A 21,672-nucleotide genomic window follows, 5' to 3' on the forward strand; every position below is an offset into this window, starting at 1 on the left:
TTACTTGTTTTGCCCAAATTGATGCAGTTTTTTACAAGAACGTTGCTTTGCCCCTTTTCTATATTGTAAAGACTCTCCGTAAGGGCCTGGCCCCTACCCGGCGCTAGCTTCTTTTAAACCAGGAGCCCACCTTGCCAAACACGGCATTGGCGGTGATTTTGGGCATGTTGCCCGTTCCAAACTCCACGTAGGTCTTGTTGTTTACGCGCACATCTACCACCAGGCCGGCTTTCCCCAGCGCCTGGTTCAGCTCCCGGGCTTTTCCCAGGCTTTCGCCCAGGCTGCCTCCGCCTTTGCCCGAGGAAGGGGGAAGTACATTGTACAGCACCCGCTCCAGGGCGGCGTGATCTTTGAAGTTTACAATTACAAAGTTGTTTTCGGCCACTACCACCACGTGGTCTTCCAGGACGGTGAGCACCAGCTGCGCTGACAGGTCAAACGGAAAAGTGCCCATGGTTAAGCCTGGTTAGTGCCCGTAGATTTGGTCTTCAAGGTCAGCTTGCCGTTGAGGCGCCACTGGCCCGGCTGCCCCTGCGGCCCCGGCCCCTGCACTGATACGTCCTGAAAATCCAGGGTAATGTCGGTCTGGGCCGCTTTGAGTTTCTCTAACAGCACCGCCGCCAGGTCAGACAGCTTCTGCACGGGTTGGGTGGTGTTCTCTGGTTGGGTAGTGTTTTCCATAGGGTAGTAAATTGATAAAGAGCACAAAGATGGTACGCGGGGCAGGCAGCCCCGTTGCATTAACCTTTCAGGTTTAAATAGTCCAATATATCTAATATTTGGCCAATACGTATAAACAACCAGTTTACTGCCCCTTCAGGCGGTACTTTTTTCTATGAAAAACACCTACACTTTTGCCGTAGCCATGCTCTGGTGTGCGGTAGTCCAGTTGCTGCCGACCCGGGTAGCAGCCCAGAACTGCATCCAACCCCTGGGTTTGGCCAAAAACACCGAGTTTGTGTACCAGGTCACCGACAAAGGGCGCCCCAACGGAACGCTCAGCAACAAGGTGGTGCAGCAGATGGCCGACGAGGACGGCGTGTACGTCACCACTTTCAAAAGCGCCCGGCTGGGAAAAGGCAACCGCCCCGAAACCGCGGAGGAATACAAGATCAGGTGCTCCGGCGATACCGTGTACCTGGACGCCATGCTGCTCCTGCGCGAGCAAGCCCTCAAGGCCTTTGACGGAAAGGATTTTGATTACACTCCGGTCCACATCCCCTACCCGCTGCAGATGCAGGTGGGCCAACGGCTCCCCGACGGCAAACTGGGCGTGCGGGTGCGCTCGTCTAACATTGACATCACCAACATCACCATGGTGGCCACCAACCGCAAGGTGGAGGGCCGTGAGACCATCAGCACCCCGGCCGGTGCGTTTGACTGTTTCAAGATCACCTACCAGTACGTGGTGGAGCTAGACGCCATGGGCATGCCCCTGCGCGACCTGTTCAACGTGGAAGAGTATTTCTCGCTGGAGCACGGCCTCATCAAATGCCAGTTCACCACCAAGCGGGGCAAGAAGGCCAAGGGCCTGGAACTGATTACCAAAAAGAACCCCGCCCAGGCGCTGCAGAAATAACGGGCTGGTTGTTTGGTTCTTAGCCGCAGATGTGTAGATTTAATCCTAAAATCTACCTTGTTTGGTCATGAAGAAGCTTTTACCCGTAGCCGCCATGATAGGGCTTTTGGTACTGGGAAGTTGCACCAAAAGCACCGAACCCAAAGAAACAGCCTCGGCCGCCCAGCCAGAAAAGGTCACCGCCTACGGCGAGAAGTTCTCGGCCCAGGGGGCCATTGCCGCTTCTGTCCTGCCGGCCCTGCTCACCCACCAGGATTCGGCGCAAGCCAAGGTGGCTACCCAGGTGCTGGAGGTATGCCAATCTAAGGGCTGCTGGATGAACGTGGCCGTGGAAGGCCAGGACCCCATGCGTGTCTCGTTCAAGAACTACGCCTTCTTCATGCCCAAAGACCTGGCCGGCAAGGAGGTAGTCTTTGAAGGGGTAGCCTTCCGCGATACAGTGTCGGTGGAGGACCAGCGCCACTTTGCCGAGGATGCCGGCAAATCTAAGGAAGAGATTGCGGCCATCACCCAACCCAAGCCCTCCATCACCTTTATTGCGTCTGGGGTGCAGGTCAAGGAGCAAGCCCGTAAGAACTAACTCCCCCCAATGGATAAGGCCCAAAACCCGCTGTTTGTACAAGCGGGTTTTGGGCCTTTTTTATGAAAATCTGCCCTAAAACAGTTAGGGGCGATGCGCAAGCGTTACGTTAAGCGCAGCAGCAGCCATTCTTCGGCAATTTCCTGGTCCTCAAAGGATTTCAGGGTAAACGTGCTGCCCAGTTGCTGCTTGAACTGCTGGAAGGACCTTTGCCCGTAGATGCCCGGGGAAAGCACATGGGCCATCCACCTTAGGCCCAGGGCCTGGGCCGCCGGCGCCCATTTGTGCGCCAGGTACTGCACGGCCGCGTCCCAGGGGCCAATCACCTCGCGGTTGCTGTTGAGTAAGCCTTGGCAGGGAGTTTGGCGCAGGATGGACAGGATGTAGTTTCCCCCCATGACCACCGTTTCCAGGGTCTGAATCCCCACCCAGTTCACGTAGAGGTAAGGGCCGCTTGGCACCAGGTGTGCCTCAAAAAATACATCTCCGTTCGCTTTCCTAAGCTCCTTCTTCTCCAATAAATCCATTCTGTGTGCTCGCTACCCTCTTTATACGCTTCCTGCCTCCTCCCGTACCAGCTGTGGGCGACCTAAAAACTGCTGAATGGCAGCAATGGTCTCCTCAGGGGCACTCAGGTTGGGGCAATGGCCGGTAGCTTTCAGGTACACCAGCTGGCTGTTGGGTAAATGGCGGTGCATGTACTCCCCCACCACTTTGGGGGCAATCACATCTTCTTCGCACTGCAGGATCAGGGCGTCGGTTCTAAGGTTGGGCAGGTCATCGCGGTTGTCTGACAGGAAGGTGATGCGGGCAAAATCCTTGGCCACTTCTTCGTTGCTACTGCAGAAGCTCTGCGCCAGTTCCTGCCCTAGCTCGGGCTTCTGGGGGTTGCCCATGATCACGGGTGCCATGGTGGTAGACCAGCCCAGGTAATCGCTGTCCAGGAATTCCAGCAATCCGTTGATTCCCTCGCGGGTGAAACCGCCCTCGTAGTCTCCGTCATTGATGTAGCAGGGCGAGGGGCCAATCAGGACCAGTTTAGAGAACCTGTCTGGTTCAATGATGGCGGCCAGCACCCCAATCATGGCGCTCACGGAGTGTCCCACAAAAATAATGTCGGTGAGGTTGAGCTCATCGCAGATTTCCAGAACGTCTACCGCGTACGATTGCAGGGTGGAGTACCGCTCCTGGGTATATTTTGAGGTATCGGCTTTGCCGAAGCCCACGTGGTCAAACAAGACTACCTTGTACTCTTCCTCAAAGGCCGGGGTAACAAAGCGCCACATGTTCTGGTCGCAGCCATACCCGTGCGCGAAAAGCATGACCTGGGTGCCCTTGCCTTTCACGGTTACGTTGTTTCTTTTTAGAGCTTTCATAGTTAGGGGGGTAAAAGGGTGAAAAAGCGTCTAAATATTAGTACGGGGCAATATACGAACTTATTTATGAAAAGGCTTCCTTTGTCTATTATTATTGCACTTAAAAAAGAAAGTATTTTCACCCCAACCCGCTGGACCGCATCTGCAAAAGCTTGATTTTCTTGCTAAAAGGCAATCTCCCAGCCGCCTTGGGTTTTCTGCCCGATTTTGCGTTTTCAGCCCTTTTCCTACCCGCGCGGGGCACTCCAAGAGCCCTTGCACCGCCGGCAGGGTCAAGCCCTGAGCCAACCACCCGGAAAAATGCCCGTTAAATCTCAGAGCGGGAATACGTTTCCTTCCGGATACCACAAGGATCCATGGTGGGCAGAGAGACTTCTGCTAGTTTTGACACGAATAACAATTTGATATGGAATCTTTAAAAGGAAAGACGGCCCTTATTACCGGGGCAGGAAAAGGGTTAGGCAAGGCCATTGCCATTGCGCTGGCGAAAGAAGGAGTGAATGTAGCCTTACTGGCCCGTACCCAGAGTGATTTACAGAAAGTAGCCGAAGAGATTGAGAGCCTGGGCGTGGAAACCTCAGTGGTGACCGCCGACGTGACCGACCTGCACAGCGTGAACGAAGCCGTGGAGCAGGTGCGGCAGGAACTGGGCTTTATTGACATCCTGATCAACAACGCGGGCACCGCCGCCTTCGGCAAGTTCCTGGACCTGGAACCCGAGCAGTGGGAGCACATCATCAAGGTGAACCTCCTGGGGCCTTATTACGTGACCCGGGCCGTGTTGCCAGCCATGATCTCCAAAAAGACCGGCGACATTGTCAATATTTCCTCCACTGCGGGGCAGCGCGGCGCGGCCATGACCAGCGCGTACAGTGCCTCCAAGTTCGGGCTTATTGGCTTGTCTGAGTCCCTCATGCAGGAAGTGCGCAAGCACAACATTAGGGTGACCACCCTCACCCCCAGCACCGTGGCCACCGACCTGTCGCTGGGCCTGAACCTGACCGACGGCAATCCCGAGAAAGTCATGCAGCCCGAGGACTTCGCGGAGTTCCTGGTGTGCCAGCTCAAGCTCAACCGTCGGGTTTTCATCAAGGAAGCCGGCATCTGGTCTACCAACCCGTAGTCACCCGTTACCAACGTACTATATAAGCCAAAAGCGATTCGGGCCTGTTTTCTGGAAAACAGGCCCGAATCGCTTTTTTTATGTCATTGGCTTGGTGCTGCAGTTTAGAAGCCTTTCAGGTCAATGGCACCGGTTTCCTGGGTGGGAATGACCCGTTTAGTTTGCTTCTGAATGATCTTGAAGTGGTGGGCGTCCTCGGGGGTGACCAGCGTGATGGCCTCCCCGGCCGTCTCGGCGCGCCCGGTGCGGCCAATGCGGTGAATGTAGTCTTTGGAGGAACGCGGCAGGTCATAGTTGATCACGTGTGGCAAAAACTGCACGTCTATGCCGCGGGCGGCCAGGTCGGTGGCCACCAGCACCGGCACCTTGCCTTTCTTGAACAGGGCCAGCGCCTCGGTGCGGGCGCCCTGGCTCTTGCCGCTGTGCAGCGCCACCGCCTTAATGCCGTTGTTGGCCAGTTTGGTCACCAGGTGGTCGGCGCGTTTGGTGGCCGAGACAAAGACCAGCACCTGCTGCATTTTCTGCTCTTTGATGAGGTAGCGCAGGAAAGGGCCTTTCCGTTCCTGGTCTACCAGGTAGGCCAGTTCGGTGATGAGGGTGGGCTCGTCGCTGGCCTGGGGCTGCACCTCCACCGTGACCGGCTCCCGCAGCAGCGTTTCCTGAATGGCGTTCACCTTGTTGTCCAGCGTGGCCGAAAACAGGATGTTTTGCCGTTTTTTGGGCAAAAGGGCCAGGATTTGCCGCATCTCCTCCTCAAAGCCCAGGTTGAGCATTTTATCGGCTTCGTCCAGCACCAGGGTCTCTACCTCAGACAGGTGCACGGCCTTTGAGGCCACCAGGTCCAGCAGGCGACCCGGGGTGGCAACCAGAATATCGGTGCCCTGCAGCTTCATCATCTGCGGATTAATGGACACGCCCCCGAACACCGCCAGCGTCTTGATCTTCACCGGAATGTGGGCGCTGAACGAAAGAAACACTTCCCCTACCTGCAGGGCCAGTTCGCGGGTGGGCACCAGCACCAGGGCCTTTACGTACCGGTTCCGGAACGCGCGGCTGGTCTGCATTCTATCCAGCAGCGGCAGTGCGTACGCGGCGGTCTTGCCCGAGCCAGTATGGGCAATGCCCAGCACATCTTTCCCCTTGAGGATGGGCGGAATGGCCGACCGTTGGATGGGGTAAGGCTCTGAATACTGCTGCTGGGCCGCTTTAACAACAGGCGCGGATAAGCCCAATTCTGCGAATGACATAGGTTCTACCAATAGGAAAGCCACAAAGATACGCGCTGCCGCACAGCAAGCCGCCCCGGGCCTGGTTGCCGAGCCAAATAAAGTTTGCTCCTGGCAAGCGGCCTCTGCCCGGTTTCCCTGCTCCTTGGCCATGCCGAAGGCGCAAGAGTCCGTTTTAAGCCCCTTTTCAGGAAAACAGGCCTAAAACCCGGCAGTACCTTGTCCAGAGCCAACTCCGGCAACCTAACAGCGCATCACCATTCTACGTGGAAAGACTGGTCCAGCGGCTGATCAACGCGGCGGAACGTGTGGGCCCCGAAGAAATCGCGCTGCGCCTGGATCAGGTTGGCCGGCGACTGGGCGGTGGTGTAGCCCAAGAAATAGTTGAGGGCCGAAGAAAAGACCGGCTGCGCGGCATTGGCTTTGAGGCCCGCCGCCACGGTTTCCTTGAAGGCCAGCAACAGCCCCGACATGCGCTCCACCACCCTAGGGTGCTGCAACAGCGGCGTTTCTTCCTGGAGCAATTCGGTCAGTTCTTCCATCAGCTCAGACCTAATGATGCAGCCGTTGGTCCAGATGCGGGCAATCTCGCTCAGGTTGAGGTGCCACAGGTACTGGCGCGAGGCCTGCCGGATCAGCTCAAAGCCCACGGCATGGTTGATGAGCCGCACGGCCTCGTAGGCCTGTCTCAGCTGCTGGGCATGGAGCAAGGGCACGCCTACCAGTTGCTCGGGTAAAATGCCGTACAGGGCCGCCGCCTGCACCCGCTGCTCCTTCTGCGCCGAGAGGTACCGGGCCATCACCGCCGCCGCAATGGGGTCCAGGGAAGCTCCCAGGTCCAGGGCCGCCGTGGTGCTCCAGCCGCCGGTGCCCTTCTGTTCGGCGGCATCCAGAATCTTGTCCAGAAGCAGCCCCCCGTCTTCCTGCTTCTGCAGAATGGCAATGGTGATCTCCAGCAAGTAGCTGTTCAGGCCCGAGCTCTGCCAGGCGGTAAACTCCTCGGCAATGGCCGCCGGGGAGAAGTTGAGGTGGAACCGCAGGAGCTGGTAGGCTTCGGCCAGGGCCTGCATCTCGGCGTACTCAATGCCGTTGTGCACCATCTTCACAAAATGCCCGGCGCCCTGGGGACCGATGTAGGTGCAGCACGGGACCCCGCGTTGGTCGCGCGCGGCCAGCTTCTCCAGCAGGTCGGCTACTTTCTGGTAGCCTTCCCGCTCGCCGCCTGGCATGAGCGACGGTCCCTTGAGGGCTCCCTCCTCGCCCCCCGAAATGCCCACTCCCAGAAAATGGAGCCGGTGGTTGTGCATCTCAATGGTCCGGCGGTTGGTGTCCAGGTAGTGCGAGTTGCCGCCGTCCATGACCAGGTCGCCCTCCTCCAGCAGCGGATGCAGTTGTTCCAGCAGCAGGTCTACGGGCTTGCCGGCCTTGACCATGAGCAGGATGCGGCGGGGTTTTTCCAGGGCCTGCACAAACCTGTCCATGTCTGAGAACGGTACCAGCGGCTGCTGGGGGTGTTCTTCGGCAAAGCGCTCGGCCACTTTTTCTTCCACGCCCGGCACGGTGCGGTTGTAGACGCCCACGGTAATGCCCTTACCGGCTAAATTAAGGGCCAGGCTCTTGCCCATGACGCCCAGGCCAATGATCCCGAAGGAGGCGGTGGTACCTGTTGTTGAAGAAGGATGCATAGCGGTAGTAAATTGGATGATTTGTTCAACGATCTGTTCAGGCGGGTGGGTGATGTCTACCCGCAGGGCGTCTGCCGGAATTTCAAGCGTCGCTAGCTGCGAGGCCAGCAGTACATCTTTCATGAAATGTCCCTGGCGGCTGCGCATGCGGTGGCGCAGGACTCTTTCTTCGCCGTGCAGGTAGATGATTTTCAGGGGCAGGGTAAGGTTCTGCCGCAACACCTGCCGGTACTGCTCTTTCAGGGCCGAGCAGGCCAGCACCACCTCCTGGTTGGTGCGCTCGGCTTCCAGGAGCAGGTGGTTCAGCTTCTGGAGCCAGGCCTGCCGGTCTTCGTCGGTGAGCGGAATGCCCTGGCTCATTTTCTCCACGCTGGGTGCCAGGTGGTGGTCATCGGCGTCAATGAAGTGCAGCCCCAGCCGTTGCGCCAGCAGTTTGCCCACCGTGCTCTTGCCGCTCCCCGAAACGCCCATGACCATGTACGACATGCCTGTTACTTTGCAGTAGAAGATGGTAAAGCATACGGGAGCAGGATTTTCAGGATGAGGGAAATTTTCAGGATTGGGGTATTTTTAGAGAATTTTTAATATTTCAGGATGTAGTGGCCGCTAGCGCCTCAAGTATTGGGGTACCGATGCGTTAGTGGTTGGGAATGTAGTACATCAGAAAGTGCAGCAGGAACGTACTGGTGGGATAGTTGGCAAACCTGGACCTATAACCTGAAAAAGATGACCCTTGACCAACCCACTTCTGAGCAAATCACTTACAAGATCATTGGGTGTGCCATGGCTGTGCACAGCACGTTGGGGAACGGCTTTCAGGAAATCATTTATCAGCGTAGCCTTGCTATTGAGTTGGAGAAAGCGGGTCTGCAGTTTGAGCGGGAAAAGGAGCAGTCTATCTACTACCAGGGCGTCTTAGTTGGTTCCAGACGGGCAGATTTCATTGTGGAAGGCTCCATTGTGGTAGAACTGAAAGCCCTGGATGACCTGCACGTGGTGCAAACCAAAAATTATCTTGTCGCCTACAACCTACCCTTGGGCCTCCTGATCAACTTCGGCGCTTCCAGCCTCCAATACAAGAAGATTTTTCCCCGGAAGTCCTAGGCTGTGTCTGAAAAATGCTCCCGGAGCTTTTTCATCCGGTTTCCCTCGGCTAATCTCTGCCGCCATAACCTATTGTAGACCGGCGTTTTGGGGATACTTTCCCAAAAGCAGCCCCAAAACTTTACTGCCCCGCCATTTTTTAGACACAGCCTAGCACAGGGTGGTTTTTAATGCAGGGTTGTTTCGTGCAGACTTGTTTCGTAAAGTCCTTAGTCCCTTCCTGCCTGCTCTCACCCGCAAGCAGAAGGAGGCGGAGTTTGGATTGTTGGTGATAACACCAACAATGGCTTGTAAATGGCTTGTAATGGGTTGAACACAAACATAATGGATTGAACACAAACTATGTAATAATGGGATGAATGGCATACATGAATCTTAACCCATTCTGCCTGTTTTTATCTGCGAGTAGAAAAGCTCTACCCAGATTGTTGGTGAAAACAATGGTGTTGATGGTGCTAAAGTCTCAGCCCCTGCCAGTTCTCAATTGCAAGCTGGTAGGCACTTGTGTTAGAATGGTCTGTAATGTCGTTAATGGCATAATGTGTGAGATTGGCATACTCAGATTGAGCAACTAATAAAACTCAAGTTCACACGCTCTCCGGCGTTCAGATACTAATAATGGCGTCTATAAGATTTCTTTACAGACAGAGGAGCATTTGCCACAGGGTAGTCACCACTAACAATGGTGTGAGTAAGAACCAAAGTTATTGATTCTCCCAAAATCCGCTACATCCTCTGTTTTTCCCAAAATCCAAAAAAATGCCCCTAAAACAGCAGCGTTCCTTTCCTTCTACCGGCACCACAAAGTTTTCAAATCCTGAAAATTTATCCAATCCTGAAAATCCTGCTCTATCTTTACCCCTAGTTTTAACCACCACGCACCATGCCTGAGCAGAATCCTGAAACCCACATTTTGGAGCTGTCCAAACGTCTGAATTACCTCAACTACCAATATTACCAGAACAGCGTCTCTGAAGTATCTGACTACGAGTTTGACCAGATGCTGCGGGAGCTGCAGGAGCTGGAAGCGCAGTACCCACAGTTCCGGTCAGATAACTCGCCAACCCAGCGGGTGGGCGGCACCATCACCAAGAGTTTCCCCACGGTGTACCACAAGTACCCCATGCTCTCGCTCAGCAACACCTACTCAGAGGAAGAGGTGCGCGAGTTTGACAAGCGCGTGCGCAAAGTCACCGGAGACGAGGTGGAGTATGTCTGCGAGCTGAAGTTTGACGGCGTGGCCATGAGCCTCACCTACACCAACGGGGAGCTGACTGCCGGCGTCACCCGGGGCGACGGCACCCGCGGCGATGACATCACACCCAACGTGCGCACCATCCGCACCATTCCCCTGCACCTGCACGGCCAGGACATACCCGCCGAAGTGGAGGTACGCGGTGAGGTGTTCATGCCCTTCAGCGTTTTTGAGGAGTTAAACAAAGAACGCGAGGAAATCGGGGAAGCCCTCATGGCCAACCCGCGCAACGCCACCTCCGGCACCCTCAAGCTGCAGGATTCCAAAGAAGTGGCCCGCCGCCGCCTGAGCATGTTCGCGTACAGTTTGCTCAGCACTCCTACCCTGTTCGAGAGCCATTCAGAGAGCCTGGAAGCACTGCAGCGCTGGGGCCTGAACGTATCGCCTACCTGGCGGGTATGCCGCACCCTTGACGAGGTGCTGGCTTTCATCCATGAGTGGGAGACCAAGCGCTTTGAGCTGCCCATCGCCACCGACGGCATTGTGGTAAAGGTAAACTCCTATGCGCAGCAGGAAGAACTGGGCTATACCGCCAAGAGTCCGCGCTGGGCCATGGCCTACAAGTACAAGGCCGCCGAGGCGGTGACCGAACTGCTGGAGATTGAGTACAACGTGGGCCGCACCGGCGCGGTCACTCCCGTAGCCATCATGGAACCGGTCTTACTGGCCGGTACCACCGTGAAGCGCGCCTCGCTGCACAACGCCAACGAGATTGAGCGCCTGGGCCTCATGCTGCACGACCGCGTGGTGGTGGAGAAAGGCGGCGAGATCATCCCCAAGGTAACGGCGGTGAAAACCGAATTACGGCCCGAGAACGCGGAACCGATTGTCTACCCCACTACCTGTCCGGCCTGCAACACTCCGCTGGTTCGCACCGAGGGCGAGGCCAACCACTACTGCCCCAATGAGAAAGGCTGTCCGCCCCAGGTGAAAGGCAAGCTGGAGCACTTCATCAGCCGCAAAGCCATGAACATCATGAGCCTGGGCGAGGGCAAGATTGAACTACTGGCCGAACGCGGCCTGGTCACCAGCCCCGACCATCTCTACGACTTGACCTATGACACCCTCTTCGGGCTGGAGAAGGTGTATGTAGACGAGGAAACCGGCAAGACCCGCACCGTCAAGTTCCAGAAGAAAACGGTGGAGAACATCCTCAGCGCCCTGGAGAAATCAAAAGAAGCCCCGTTTGACCGCGTGCTGTTTGCCCTGGGCATCCGGTTTGTGGGCAACACCGTGGCGCAGAAGCTGGCCCAGCACTTCAGAAACATAGACGCCCTTAAGGCGGCCACCGAGGAAGAACTCATTGCCGTGCCTGAGATTGGGGGCCGCATTGCCGCCTCGGTGCGCGAGTTTTTCCAGGACCTAGCCAACGTACACGTGGTGGAGCGTTTAAGGGCCCACGGCCTGCAGTTAGACCTGGGCGAAGTGGCCGTGGTAGAACCGCAGTCAGACAAACTGGCCGGGCTTACGTTTGTGGTGTCGGGGGTGTTTACGGGCTACTCCCGCGAGGAACTGCAGGAGGCCATTGTGGCCCATGGAGGCAAGGTGGTGAGTTCCATCTCCAAGAAGCTGTCGTACCTGGTGGCCGGCGACAAGATGGGGCCCAGCAAACTGGAGAAAGCCACCACCCTGGGCGTGAAGATTATCTCTGAGCAGGAGTTTAACCAGATGATTCAGGCGTAGCGCGAGAGGCATTTCAACTCCTCACAACTCACCCAAGCGAATCGGGGCTGTTTTTAGCAAAACAGCCCCGATTCGCTTGGGTGTGTATGGTGGTCCAGTACCCGCCTGGGTTATGAAGTTCCTTTCCTGTTTCCAGGACCTTTGACTGGTTAAGCTTATACATTTGACTGGCTTTTCCATTTCCATGGACTTTCCCCAGTCAATAGCCGTTGAGTTCTCTGTCTTTGATGGTTGAATTTCCCTGTCGTTGGTGTAGTTCAGCTCCTTATCGCTTGTCTTTGGTCTGTTCCCTTGTAGACCAACCCATTGGCGGTTGAGTCCTGTTTGCCCTTTCGGTCTGTCGGGTGATAGACCGGGGTGAAGGTAGATGAACGTTTAACATTCCTGGTTATCGAAATATCAAATCAATACTTCCCTTTAAAGGAGTGATGTTACTTTCTGCTGAGGCTGCCCTGCCCTTGCTACCTCCCACTGAGCACAGGACCTGGTGCCTTTGGCGCGGGTGCCATCATTTCATCCTTCTAAAAGAAGGATTTCCAACAAAGGGCAGAGCAAGTACTGGTCTTTGCCAAACCTTATTTCCGGTAGTGGCCGCTTCAGAAATAGTATTAAATCATGTAACGCTTCTATTTTATCCTCGTTGGTGTAGAAGAATGTTTTTAGAGGAAAAGCTATGTCTTTCAAGCCACTGCCAATAGAGAAGAACAGCGAGGGGGCGCATCGGACTGTGGGGTTCGAATTAGAATTCGCCAATGTAGGGATAGAGGATTGCCTGCAGTTGGTGCAGCAACTGTACGGCGGCCGGGTGGAGCGGGAAAACCGTTTTTCGGCCAAGGTGGTAGACACCAGACTGGGCGACTTCAGCATTGAGATTGACCTGAAACTGCTCACCCAGAAACAATACAAGCCTTTTTTTGAGAAGCTGGGCCTTGACATTGAGCACATCAAACTGGGCAAGGGCACCCTGGAAGAGAAAATTGACGATGCCCTGGAAAGCGTGATCCAGAAAGTGATTCCGTATGAGATTGGGGTGCCGCCGCTGCCCGTGCATGAGCTGGAGCAGTTGGAGCTGCTGCGCCAGTCCTTGTACGAGCACCACGCCAAGGGCACCGAGGCCTTCTTCACCAACGCGTTCGGCACCCACATCAACGTGGAAATCCCCGATACACAGTGCAGCACCATGCTGCGGTACATGCGGGCGTTCCTGCTGCTGTATCCCTGGCTGCTGGAGGCCGGTGAGACCGATTTTGCCCGCAAGAACCTCACCTCGTTCATTAACCCGTTTCCGGCCGAGTACAGCCAACTGGTGCTCCAACCGGACTATAACCCCGAGCTGGACCAATTGATAGAAGACTACCACCAGTACAACCCAGACCGCAACCGTCCGCTGGACATGTACCCCCTGTTTGCCTTTGTCCTGCCCGAAAAGGTGAACCAGTTCACCAACCTGGGCAGCGTGAAAGCCCGCAAAACCTTTCACTACCGCCTGCCCAACTCCTGCGTGTCTGACCCCACCTGGACCCTGGCCCAGGAGTGGAACAACTGGGTAGTGATAGAGGAACTGGCCAACCAGCCAGACCGCCTCACCCAAATGAGCAAAGAGTACCTGGCCTTGAAGGAAAGCACGCTCATTGGGTTTGAAGGCAAGTGGACCAAACAAACCGAACAGTGGCTGAAATAAGGAACAAACGCTATAAGATTAACCGCAACCGGCCTACCATTGGCATCACTGGCCCTGATAAGGGCGGCGAGGTGGCCTGGTTCTTCACGGCTTTTGGCGTGCTGCTGGCCGGCGGCAAGCCCGTGCACATCACGCCCTCGTTCCCGCGTACCGCCGATGGTCTCCAGGCCCTCATTGTGGGCGGCGGGGCCGATGTGGACCCGCAGACCTACCAACAAGACGCCGTCTTTCAGGAGTATCTCAAACGCACCATCCACCACCCCAGGAAGAACTTCTTTCAGCGCATCTGGCGCTTCACCCGCTGGATCTACTACCCGGCCCTGTTCTTCGTGCGCAAGCTGTTCAGCCGAAAGCCCCAGTGGTCCCTGGACCAGGCCCGCGACCACCTGGAGTTTCAGTTGATTGACCAGGCGGTGAAGAAGAACCTGCCGGTGCTGGGCATCTGCCGGGGCTCGCAGCTCCTGAATGTGTACTTCAGGGGCACCCTGCACCAGGAAATAGCCGATTTTTACCTGGAGGAGCCCAATCCCTCCAGCATCTTTCCGGTGAAGAAAATAAAGATCAGCCCCGCCAGCAAACTGGCGCAGATTGTGGGCGCGCCCAAACTAAAGGTGAATGCCCTGCACCACCAGGCGGTGCACTTGCCGGGTCGGGGCTTGCAGATTGTGGCCCGGGAAAGCAACCAGGTGGTACAGGCCATTGAACACACCGGCCCCCAGTTTCTGCTGGGCGTTCAGTGGCACCCCGAGTACCTGCCCCAACGCCCGGAGCAGCGGGCCATCTTTCAGGCCTTGGTGCAACAGGCCCGCGAAGTGACCCGGCAAATTGAAGACCAGGATATGGCAGCCGCCCTGGCCCAGCCCAAAGCCAAAGAACTCAGCGCCTTTGACCATGTCACCGAAGAAACGGAACTAAGGGCAACCGGCAAGCCGTAACAATAGCCACTTCGCCAGGGCGGCCGATTTATTTGCCTGTTTTATGGAAAACGAGCAGAATTCACAGATTGCCCCTCGCTTCTGTTAGCTGTCTTTTTGAACCTGATTGCAGTTTTGTTTAGCTGGCTTTCTCCGGAGCAAGCGTTACAAACGCCTGCTGCTTTTGCGCCGTTCTACCCAAAATAGCCCCAAAACAGTGGCACAAGCAGACGTTAATGTCTGGAGGTACCAGTTCCACCACTCTCCCATCCTTTGTTGTCGGGTAACCTATCGCGTTTAGGAGCTGTTTTTCAAAAATCAAGCAAAAAAGCCGGCAGGAGCTTTCCCCTGCCGGCTTTTACATTAAACAACTAAAACTGTTCACAATGATCTGCTACCCATAAAACCAGCAACCGGGCCGATTGTTTGGCCTTTCGGGCGAAAAATCGGCTATAGGATCTTGAGTTCGATTCTGCGGTTCAGCTGGCGGTTTTCCTCGGAGGTGTTGGGGGCCGCCGGTTGGGTTTGCCCGTACCCTTTGGCCTGGAAAATAGAAGCCGGGGCGCCTTTGGAGACCAGGTACGCCACCACCGCCTTGGCCCGGGCCTCAGAGAGGGTTTGGTTGGCGGCGGCCTGCCCCACGTTATCGGTGTGGCCGGCAATCTCTACCTTTATTTTGGGGTTGGCTTTCAGGAACTGGAAGAGCTTGTCCAGTTCGGTGCGGGACTCTGGGCGCAGGGTGGCTTTGCCGGTGTCAAAGAACAGGTTGCTCAAGACTGCCTTGGCGCCCTTGCTCAGGGGCTGCAGGTAAAAATCCAGGGCCAGCGGGGCGGTAGTGGAACCAGCCGAAAGGTGGCGGCTCTCCAGCACGTGGTCTGGGGCGGTGACGTAAAGCGCGTAACGCTGCCCCTGGTTCACCACAATGGTGTATTCGCCGGTGCTTTTGTCTGAGGTTACCTGCTGCGTGATCACGCCCGCCGAGTCAAGGTCGTACACCTGTACGGTGGCTTTCAGGGGCTTTTTAGTCACGGCATCAAACACCTTGCCCTGCGCGAACGAAGAAATGGTTTTCCCTTTCCAGACCTCGGGAACCTCAAACTGCAGCAGGGCCACCTCTATGTTGGAGCCTGCCTGGGTTTGCCCGGCGTAATACCCGGTTTTGTTGTCGGCGGAAATGAAGATAGAGCTTTCATCGCGGTGGGTGTTGAGCGGGTAGCCCATGTTCACGGGTTGGCCCCAGCCCTCTTTCTGGCGGTCCACTTTGAACAGGTCCAGGCCGCCCATCCCTTGCAGGCCATCGGTGGCGAAGTAGAGCGTGTTGCCGCTGGCGTGCAGGAACGGCGAGTTTTCGCGGCCCGCGGTGTTCACATTGGGGCCCAAGTTCACCGGAATGCTCCAGGTGCCGTCTTCCTGCTGCCGGGTCATCCAAAGGTCCTCGCCGCCCTGCCCGCCCTTGCGGTTAGAGGCGAAGTAGATGGTACGGCCGTCGGCCGACAGGCTGGGCTGCGAGTCCCAGGCGGTGGTGTTCACGTTGCGGCCCATGTTGAGGGGCTTGCTCCACTCATTGCCCTCGCGGTAGCTGATGTACAGGTCGCAGGAGCCGTACGAATCCAGGCGGTTGCACGAGGTGAAGACCAGCACGCGACCGTCGCCGGAGAGCGAGGCGGCCCCCTCGTTCAGGTCAGAGTTGATCACGTCAGACACTGACACCGGTTCCTGCCACTCCCCGCCCTGGCGCACGGCCAGGTACAGGTTCTCATCGTCCAGCGGACCGCTGCCCTGCCGGGCGGTAAACAAGAGGGCCCGTTGGTCGGCGGTGAGCACCGGCGAGTACTGCAGGCCAAACTTGTTCACGGTGGTGCCCAGGGGCTGCGGCGTGAAGGCCACCGGCTGCTGCATCGCTTTCTGGGCGAACTCCACGTTCTTCAGCTGCTTGTTAGCATGCTGGGCCAGCCGGGCGTTTTTGCCGTGTTTCAGGAAATTCTGGTAAAAAACGGCTGCCTGGGCGTACTGCCCCCGCTCAAAGCTCAGTTCGGCAAAGTTGAAGTAATCATTGGCCAGTTGGGGCTGCACCGGCAGTTTGGGCAGGCCCCGCTGGTAGAACTGGTAAGCCTCTTCCTGCTTCTGCAGAATGCGGTACAGGCCAGCGGCCTGCACGTAGGCCTCGCCAAAAGCAGTGTCGCGCTTCACGGCTTCGCCGAAAGCCTCCAGCGCCTTTTCAAAGTTGCGGGCCTGCACGTGGCGCATGCCCTCCTCATAGGCTTTCTGCGCCTTATTATTGGCCGAGCCACCGGCAGGTTTCTGGGCCACAGTGGGCAGGGCTGCCCCTACCACAAACAGCAGCAACAGGCAAAGACGCAGGAAACGCAGCATAGACTAAGGAATGTTCAGGAATTTATGGGTTTGCAGGGAGATGCGCCACTTGGGGTTTTCTTTCACATACTCCACAATGAGAGGCATCATTTGGGGAGCCTTGCTCCACTCGGGCTGCAGGTACAGCCGGGTGTTGGGGCCCACCTGCGCGGCGTGCTCCTCGGCCCAGGCAAAATCGCTCTTGTTGAACACAATCACCTTGAGTTCGCCGGCGTGGGGCAGTACGCTGGGGTGCGGCCCCTTGAACTTTTTGGGCGACAGGCAGATCCAGTCCCACTGGCCGCTCAGGGGGTAAGCCCCCGAGGTTTCAATGAACGTCTGGATGCCCCGTTTCCTGAGTTCGGCGGTCAGGTAGTCCAGGTTGTACAGCAGGGGCTCGCCGCCGGTCACCACCACGGCCTTGCCAGGGAACTGCTCGGCCTGGGCCACAATCCAGTCGGTGTCGGTGAGCGGGTGCAGGTTGGCGTCCCAGGATTCTTTCACGTCGCACCAGTGGCACCCAATGTCGCAGCCCCCCAGGCGGATGAAGTAAGCCGCCTTGCCGGTGTGGTAGCCCTCGCCCTGCAGCGTGTAGAAGTGCTCCATGAGGGGCAGTTTGGTTCCGTCTTTGGGAACGGTGTGCACCGAAGCGATTTTTGTATCTAACGTAGTTTCCAAATCAAAAAAATAAGCAATGCCGTTTAGGACCCTTTTTCACAAAAACAGGCCCAAAACCAGATAGATTGTAAGCTGTCAACAAACGAACCTTGCGTTAAGTTGCGCGTAGCGCCGCTGCCTTTGCCGGCCCCGTTTTGTTGGACGATGCAAAGATAACTATTCGGCGCTACAAAGCGCAGCAGACAATTTAGCAATCTGCGCGGCCGCTTTTCTAAAAATATTTCAAGCTTTTGGGTTTGTTCTTTCAAATATTTTCAGATATTGCCCCAACAATGGTAAAAGATCACAACATAGTCTCTTTCCTTTTCCCGGCTTTCTCTGGCGGGCGGGCTACGTGTGGGCTTGCTTTTTCTGTGATTACAGGCACCATTACCATTACCCCTTCGGGGGTATAGCTGCACATATCGTCCTTTCTTTAGGCCAACTTCGGGGTGGCCTTTTCGGCCTGGGGCCGGAAACTATCATAGTATTTATCGTTTTCCCTAAAAGCCTGATCCCATGCTGGTTTTGAAATTTGGAGGCACTTCTGTGGCCAACGCTGCTGCCATCCGTCAATTAATCTCTATTCTCAAGGAGAAAGAAAACCCCAAGATGTTGGTGGTGGTATCGGCCATGTCCAAGGTCACCGATCTGCTCATTAGCCTGTACCAGCAGGCGGCCGCGCAAGACCCGGCTTACCTGGAGCTGCTAGGCCAACTGGAAGCCAAGCACATGCAGGCCATTGAAGAACTGGTGCCCATGAGCCAGCAGATTGAGATAAAGGGGCGCATCAAGATGATCTTCCGGGAGCTGGAGGACGTGTGCCGCGGCATTTACCTGCTGGATGAGCTCAGCGACTGCACCAAAGCCCGGGTAATGGCCTACGGCGAACGGCTGAGTTCGGCCATTGTGTCGGTGGCGTTCCAGCACCACGGCTTGCCCAACGTGCTGGTAGACAGCCGCGACTTTATCCTGACGGACAGCACCTACCTGAACGCGAAGGTAAAGCTACCCGCCACCTACAAGCTCATGCAGGAAAACCTGCCCGCCGCGGCCCTGGTGGTAGCCCCCGGCTTTATTGCCCGCTCTACCGAGGGCAAGACCACGGTTTTGGGCCGGGGAGGCTCAGACTACACGGCTTCTCTCTACGCCGCCGCCCTCAATGCCGAGCTGCTGGAAATCTGGTCAGACGTGGACGGCATGTACACCACCGACCCGCGCAAAGCCGCCGCCGCCTACTCTATTGAAGAACTGAGCTACGAGGAAGCCATGGAGCTGGCCTATTTTGGGGCCAAGGTGCTGTACCCGCCCACCATTGCGCCCCTGGTGGCCGCCAAGATTCCGCTGGTGCTCAAGAACACCTTCAACCCGGGCCACAAAGGCACCCTGATCTCGGCCACGCCAGCGGCCAGTACCCAGAAGGTGAAGGGCATCTCCTGCATTGACCACATGGCGGTCTTAACCGTGAGCGGCAGTGGCATGGTGGGCGTGCCGGGGTTTGCCATGCGGCTGTTCAAGGCCGTAGCCCAGGAAAACATCAACATTTACTTTATCACGCAGTCCTCCTCGGAGCAAAGCATTACGATTGGCCTGTCCGAGGCCGAGGGCGAAAAGGCGGTAGAAGCCATCAGCCAGGAGTTTGCCGATGACATTGCCCATGAGCTGCTCAATCCCGTGGCCCTGGAAACGCCCATGAGCATTGTGGCCATGGTGGGCAACGGCATGGTGCAGCAACCCGGCATTGCCGGTAAGGCCTTCTCGCTCCTGGGCGACCACGGCATCAACATCAGGGCCATTGCGCAGGGAGCCACCGAGCGCATTATTTCGGTGGTACTGAAGACCCCCGATGCCCACCGGGCCGTGAACCTGCTGCACGACCGTTTCTTTTTAGCAGTACCCGCATCCTCAGAAGCCGCACTGGCCTAACCCCTTTTGTATGAATCACCAAGAATTTGTCAAAGCGTACGCCCCGGCCACCGTGGCCAATGTGTGCTGCGGCTTTGACGTACTGGGCTTTGCCCTGGACCAACCCGGCGATGAGGTGTGGGCCCGCCAGACCGAAGCCCCCGGCATCACCATTTCGGCCATCCACGGCATTGAGGGCCTTTCCTCCGACCCTGCCGAAAACGTGATTGGCGTAGTAGCCCAGAAAATGCTGGACCGGCTGGGCGTTACCCACGGGCTGGAGTTGCAACTGCACAAGGGCATGCCCGTGGGCAGCGGCCTGGGCAGCAGCGCCGCCAGTTCGGCCGCGGCTGCTTTTGCCGTCAATGAGCTGCTGGGCCAGCCGTTTACCACGCTGGAGCTGGTGGAGTACGCCATGGAAGGCGAGCGCAAGGCGTCGGGCTCGGCCCACGCCGATAACGTAGCCCCTGCCCTGCTGGGCGGCTTTGTGCTGGTGCGCGCCTATGACCCGCTGGACGTGGTTCCGCTGGGCGTACCGCTGGCGCTGTACTGCACGGTACTGTACCCCCAGATAGAGCTCAAGACCTCGCTCTCGCGCAGCATCCTCAAACAGGAAATCCCCCTCAAGAAAGGCATCCGGCAGTGGGGCAACCTGGCCGGGCTCATGGCCGGGCTCCTCAAGAAAGACTATGCGCTCCTTGGCCGCAGCCTGCACGATGAGATCTTTGAGCCGGAGCGCTCAGTGCTCATTCCTCTGTTCAAGCAGGTGAAGGAAGCCGCCCTGGCGGCCGGTGCCCTGGGGGCCGGAATCTCAGGATCAGGCCCGTCCATCTTTGCGTTATCCGCCAGCCAGTCGCAGGCCCAGGCCGTACAGCAGGCCATGGAAGCCGTCTATGCCGGCAGCGGCATTGACACTAAATCGTACGTAGCCCAGGTGCCCGAACAAGGTGTTCGGCTGGTGGCACCTTCACCCTTACAACCCGCCCTACCTCTATGAAGTACCACAGTACCAATGGCCCGGCCCTGCAGATAGGTTTTAAAGAAGCCGTGCTCAAAGGCTTGCCCCACGACAAAGGCCTCTTTTTCCCGAAGGAGATTCCCACCCTTCCCGCTGACTTCTTTGCCCAGCTTCCCACCCTTACGCTGCCCCAGATAGCGGTGGAGGTGCTGCAGCCGTTCGTGACCCCAGACCTCACCCCCGAGGCGCTCAAGACCATCTGCGAGGAGGTGTTCACGTTCCCCATCCCATTGGTGGAGGTGGAGCAAGGCATCTACGCGCTGGAGTTGTTCCATGGGCCTACCTGCGCCTTTAAAGACGTGGGCGCCCGCTTTATGTCGCGTTGTTTGCAGGCCTTTGCCGAGCCCGACCAACCCGTGACGGTGCTGGTGGCCACCTCGGGCGATACCGGCAGTGCCGTGGCCAACGGCTTTCTGGGCTTGGAGAACATTGACGTGGTGGTGCTGTATCCGCAGAACGGGGTGAGTCCCATCCAGGAAATGCAGTTTACCACCCTGGGGCAGAACATCAGCGCCGTGGCCGTGGAAGGCTCTTTTGACGATTGCCAGGCCCTGGTGAAGCAGGCCTTCGCCGATGAGGAACTTAACCAGAAGCGCAACCTGTCCTCGGCCAACTCCATCAACGTGGCCCGCTGGCTGCCGCAGATGGTGTACTACTTCCACGCCTGGGGGCAATGGAAAAAACAGAACCCCGCAGCAGAGCAGGTCACCATCTCGGTGCCCAGCGGCAACTTCGGTAATCTGGCGGCGGGTTTGCTGGCCCGCCACATGGGCCTGCCCGTGACCTACTTTGTGGCTGCCACCAACCAGAACAAGATAGTGCCCCATTACCTGGAAACCGGCGAGTACGCCCCGGCCCCCTCGGTGTGCACCATTGCCAATGCCATGGACGTGGGCAACCCCAACAATTTCCCCCGCATTCAGGAGCTGTTCGGGCAGGACCTGGAGGCCCTCAAAGCAGTGGTGAAAGGGTTCTGGGCCGATGACGAGGAAATTAAAGGCACCATTCGCCTGGTGCACCAGGCTACCGGCTACTTGCTGGACCCGCACGGTGCCATTGGTTACCTGAGCCTTCGCCAGCTTCTGCCGGAGTTGAACACACCCGGCATCTTCCTGGAGACGGCCCACCCCGCCAAGTTCAAGGAAAGCATGGAGCCCGTACTGAACCAGGAAATAGCCCTGCCCCAGCAACTGCAGGCCTTCACCGGCAAACAGAAACAAGTCACCGACATGCCCAACGACTTTGCCGGCCTTAAGCTGCTGCTGATGCAGGAACACAAGGAAGGAACGCTGTAATTCTGTTTTGAGCCTGATTTCTGATAATCGGGCTCAAAACAGGGAACATTTCTTATACGGTTCCTCTCTAGCTGGCATCCTTCCGGGCGCGAGTCTGAAGCCTTGTGTCAAAGGAGGAAGCGAACGCTCCAGACTCGCCGGAACGGTTTGCATGTCTCCTATTAGGAAACAGCTATGGCGCGGATTTACTTCCGTGCCTAACGATAACCTGAAGGCACGGAAGTAAATCCGCGCCATAG

The 21,672-nt window shown here is 57.1% G+C and carries 18 protein-coding genes; 10 read left to right on the forward strand and 8 right to left on the reverse strand.

Annotation, left to right across the window (positions count from 1 at the left end):
- Positions 1-103: 103 nt before the first annotated feature.
- Positions 104-454, reverse strand: a complete 351-nt coding sequence (locus JT718_RS12970; protein ID WP_205503132.1) for a hypothetical protein — start codon at positions 452-454, stop codon at positions 104-106.
- Positions 455-456: 2 nt separating this feature from the next.
- On the reverse strand, positions 457-681 hold the full coding sequence (locus JT718_RS12975) for a hypothetical protein (protein ID WP_205503133.1): 225 nt from the start codon (positions 679-681) through the stop codon (positions 457-459).
- Between the two features lie 154 nt (positions 682-835).
- Between JT718_RS12975 and JT718_RS12980 the strand changes: the two genes are divergently transcribed.
- Both JT718_RS12980 and JT718_RS12985 read left to right on the forward strand, forming a co-directional pair.
- Complete coding sequence (locus tag JT718_RS12980) at positions 836-1,579, forward strand: TapB family protein (RefSeq protein ID WP_205503134.1); 744 nt, start codon at positions 836-838, stop codon at positions 1,577-1,579.
- Positions 1,580-1,646: 67 nt separating this feature from the next.
- Positions 1,647-2,159, forward strand: a complete 513-nt coding sequence (locus tag JT718_RS12985) for a DUF4920 domain-containing protein (protein WP_240337078.1) — start codon at positions 1,647-1,649, stop codon at positions 2,157-2,159.
- Between the two features lie 104 nt (positions 2,160-2,263).
- Here the strand turns inward: JT718_RS12985 and JT718_RS12990 are convergent, their stop codons facing one another.
- Positions 2,264-2,686 carry a hypothetical protein gene (locus JT718_RS12990; RefSeq protein ID WP_205503135.1) on the reverse strand — a complete coding sequence of 141 codons (423 nt, stop codon included), beginning with the start codon at positions 2,684-2,686 and terminating at the stop codon, positions 2,264-2,266.
- A 21-nt stretch (positions 2,687-2,707) separates the two neighbouring features.
- Positions 2,708-3,535: an alpha/beta fold hydrolase gene (locus tag JT718_RS12995; RefSeq protein ID WP_205503136.1), complete on the reverse strand. Its 828-nt coding sequence runs from the start codon at positions 3,533-3,535 to the stop codon at positions 2,708-2,710.
- Between the two features lie 406 nt (positions 3,536-3,941).
- Here JT718_RS12995 and JT718_RS13000 point away from each other — a divergent pair, with 406 nt between their 5' ends.
- Positions 3,942-4,658 (forward strand): 3-ketoacyl-ACP reductase, encoded by a 717-nt coding sequence (locus tag JT718_RS13000; RefSeq protein WP_205503137.1) that lies wholly within the window; start codon positions 3,942-3,944, stop codon positions 4,656-4,658.
- A gap of 104 nt (positions 4,659-4,762) precedes the next feature.
- Here the strand turns inward: JT718_RS13000 and JT718_RS13005 are convergent, their stop codons facing one another.
- The gene (locus tag JT718_RS13005; protein WP_205503138.1) at positions 4,763-5,905 is read right to left on the reverse strand and encodes a DEAD/DEAH box helicase; all 1,143 of its coding nucleotides are present in this window, start codon (positions 5,903-5,905) and stop codon (positions 4,763-4,765) included.
- A gap of 233 nt (positions 5,906-6,138) precedes the next feature.
- Positions 6,139-8,055: an NADP-dependent phosphogluconate dehydrogenase gene (gene gnd, locus JT718_RS13010; protein WP_205503139.1), complete on the reverse strand. Its 1,917-nt coding sequence runs from the start codon at positions 8,053-8,055 to the stop codon at positions 6,139-6,141.
- Between the two features lie 240 nt (positions 8,056-8,295).
- On the opposite strand from gnd, the gene JT718_RS13015 reads away from it, so the two are divergent.
- The 4 genes from JT718_RS13015 to JT718_RS20745 all read left to right on the forward strand — a co-directional run bounded on the left by JT718_RS13015 (position 8,296) and on the right by JT718_RS20745 (position 14,227).
- The gene (locus JT718_RS13015; protein ID WP_205503140.1) at positions 8,296-8,673 is read left to right on the forward strand and encodes a GxxExxY protein; all 378 of its coding nucleotides are present in this window, start codon (positions 8,296-8,298) and stop codon (positions 8,671-8,673) included.
- 883 nt (positions 8,674-9,556) lie between these two features.
- The gene (ligA, locus tag JT718_RS13020) at positions 9,557-11,611 is read left to right on the forward strand and encodes an NAD-dependent DNA ligase LigA (protein ID WP_205503141.1); all 2,055 of its coding nucleotides are present in this window, start codon (positions 9,557-9,559) and stop codon (positions 11,609-11,611) included.
- A 673-nt stretch (positions 11,612-12,284) separates the two neighbouring features.
- Positions 12,285-13,292 (forward strand): amidoligase family protein, encoded by a 1,008-nt coding sequence (locus tag JT718_RS13025; protein WP_205503142.1) that lies wholly within the window; start codon positions 12,285-12,287, stop codon positions 13,290-13,292.
- Entirely contained in the window at positions 13,280-14,227 is a 948-nt protein-coding gene (locus JT718_RS20745) for a gamma-glutamyl-gamma-aminobutyrate hydrolase family protein (RefSeq protein ID WP_205503143.1), read from the forward strand. Before JT718_RS13025 ends, JT718_RS20745 begins: the two co-directional genes overlap by 13 nt.
- Before the next feature lie 429 nt (positions 14,228-14,656).
- Here JT718_RS20745 and JT718_RS13035 read toward each other — a convergent pair whose 3' ends face one another.
- A complete protein-coding gene (locus JT718_RS13035; protein ID WP_240337079.1) occupies positions 14,657-16,579 on the reverse strand; it encodes an OmpA family protein in 1,923 nt (640 codons plus the stop codon).
- A 3-nt stretch (positions 16,580-16,582) separates the two neighbouring features.
- Positions 16,583-17,236 (reverse strand): 7-carboxy-7-deazaguanine synthase QueE, encoded by a 654-nt coding sequence (locus JT718_RS13040; RefSeq protein ID WP_240337080.1) that lies wholly within the window; start codon positions 17,234-17,236, stop codon positions 16,583-16,585.
- Positions 17,237-17,734: 498 nt separating this feature from the next.
- Here JT718_RS13040 and JT718_RS13045 point away from each other — a divergent pair, with 498 nt between their 5' ends.
- The 3 genes from JT718_RS13045 to thrC are packed head-to-tail and all read left to right on the forward strand — an operon-like array spanning position 17,735 to position 21,433.
- On the forward strand, positions 17,735-19,141 hold the full coding sequence (locus JT718_RS13045; RefSeq protein ID WP_205503144.1) for an aspartate kinase: 1,407 nt from the start codon (positions 17,735-17,737) through the stop codon (positions 19,139-19,141).
- 10 nt (positions 19,142-19,151) lie between these two features.
- Positions 19,152-20,117, forward strand: coding sequence for a homoserine kinase (locus JT718_RS13050; RefSeq protein WP_205503145.1), 966 nt, complete (start codon positions 19,152-19,154; stop codon positions 20,115-20,117).
- The gene (thrC, locus tag JT718_RS13055) at positions 20,114-21,433 is read left to right on the forward strand and encodes a threonine synthase (RefSeq protein ID WP_205503146.1); all 1,320 of its coding nucleotides are present in this window, start codon (positions 20,114-20,116) and stop codon (positions 21,431-21,433) included. The genes JT718_RS13050 and thrC overlap by 4 nt, the downstream gene beginning before the upstream one ends.
- Positions 21,434-21,672: the final 239 nt, after the last annotated feature.

The organism is Rufibacter psychrotolerans, assembly GCF_016924645.1.
Classification (GTDB): domain Bacteria; phylum Bacteroidota; class Bacteroidia; order Cytophagales; family Hymenobacteraceae; genus Nibribacter; species Nibribacter psychrotolerans.

What these genes read in the sequence shown, in the direction of transcription:
- JT718_RS12995 (WP_205503136.1), bottom strand. Translation starts at nt 3,535, where the DNA reads ATGAAAGCTCTAAAAAGAAACAACGTAACCGTGAAAGGCAAGGGCACC.
- JT718_RS13000 (WP_205503137.1), top strand. Translation starts at nt 3,942, where the DNA reads ATGGAATCTTTAAAAGGAAAGACGGCCCTTATTACCGGGGCAGGAAAA.
- gnd (WP_205503139.1), bottom strand. Translation starts at nt 8,055, where the DNA reads ATGTCGTACATGGTCATGGGCGTTTCGGGGAGCGGCAAGAGCACGGTG.
- JT718_RS12990 (WP_205503135.1), bottom strand. Translation starts at nt 2,686, where the DNA reads ATGGATTTATTGGAGAAGAAGGAGCTTAGGAAAGCGAACGGAGATGTA.
- JT718_RS12980 (WP_205503134.1), top strand. Translation starts at nt 836, where the DNA reads ATGAAAAACACCTACACTTTTGCCGTAGCCATGCTCTGGTGTGCGGTA.
- JT718_RS13045 (WP_205503144.1), top strand. Translation starts at nt 17,735, where the DNA reads ATGCTGGTTTTGAAATTTGGAGGCACTTCTGTGGCCAACGCTGCTGCC.
- JT718_RS12975 (WP_205503133.1), bottom strand. Translation starts at nt 681, where the DNA reads ATGGAAAACACTACCCAACCAGAGAACACCACCCAACCCGTGCAGAAG.
- JT718_RS13050 (WP_205503145.1), top strand. Translation starts at nt 19,152, where the DNA reads ATGAATCACCAAGAATTTGTCAAAGCGTACGCCCCGGCCACCGTGGCC.
- thrC (WP_205503146.1), top strand. Translation starts at nt 20,114, where the DNA reads ATGAAGTACCACAGTACCAATGGCCCGGCCCTGCAGATAGGTTTTAAA.
- ligA (WP_205503141.1), top strand. Translation starts at nt 9,557, where the DNA reads ATGCCTGAGCAGAATCCTGAAACCCACATTTTGGAGCTGTCCAAACGT.
- JT718_RS13015 (WP_205503140.1), top strand. Translation starts at nt 8,296, where the DNA reads ATGACCCTTGACCAACCCACTTCTGAGCAAATCACTTACAAGATCATT.
- JT718_RS13025 (WP_205503142.1), top strand. Translation starts at nt 12,285, where the DNA reads ATGTCTTTCAAGCCACTGCCAATAGAGAAGAACAGCGAGGGGGCGCAT.
- JT718_RS12985 (WP_240337078.1), top strand. Translation starts at nt 1,647, where the DNA reads ATGAAGAAGCTTTTACCCGTAGCCGCCATGATAGGGCTTTTGGTACTG.
- JT718_RS13035 (WP_240337079.1), bottom strand. Translation starts at nt 16,579, where the DNA reads ATGCTGCGTTTCCTGCGTCTTTGCCTGTTGCTGCTGTTTGTGGTAGGG.
- JT718_RS12970 (WP_205503132.1), bottom strand. Translation starts at nt 454, where the DNA reads ATGGGCACTTTTCCGTTTGACCTGTCAGCGCAGCTGGTGCTCACCGTC.
- JT718_RS13005 (WP_205503138.1), bottom strand. Translation starts at nt 5,905, where the DNA reads ATGTCATTCGCAGAATTGGGCTTATCCGCGCCTGTTGTTAAAGCGGCC.